We start from the raw sequence: 255 nt of genomic DNA, 5'->3' as shown, positions 1-255 counted from the left end.
ACGGTGTTTGGATTTGAATTTTGGAAATCCAATGGATTTATCCTGGAAGAAATTTTTGTAGGCTCGTTCCAAATTCTGCTGAGCGTTCGCCAAAGCCAGACTATCAACCGCTTTCATAAAAGGAAACGCTTCTTTGTACTGAGCGGGCGTATTGTTGAGCATTTGTTTCGTCTCTTTATAGTGGTCGATCTTGTCGCTAAGCATTTGGTTATAAATGAAGCGGGCACAACCAAAACAGTTCGCAAAATAGTTTTT

The 255-nt window shown here is 40.4% G+C and carries 1 protein-coding gene; it reads right to left on the bottom strand.

Going from position 1 to position 255, the window contains the following annotated elements; translation table 11 throughout:
- Nucleotides 1-255: helix-turn-helix domain-containing protein (locus ACYQ2O_RS13595; RefSeq protein WP_459796867.1), on the bottom strand; the 255-nt coding region annotated here is incomplete at both ends.

This window comes from Alkalibacterium sp. m-11, from assembly GCF_054658155.1.
This window is presented reverse-complemented; position numbering and strand designations above follow the sequence as displayed.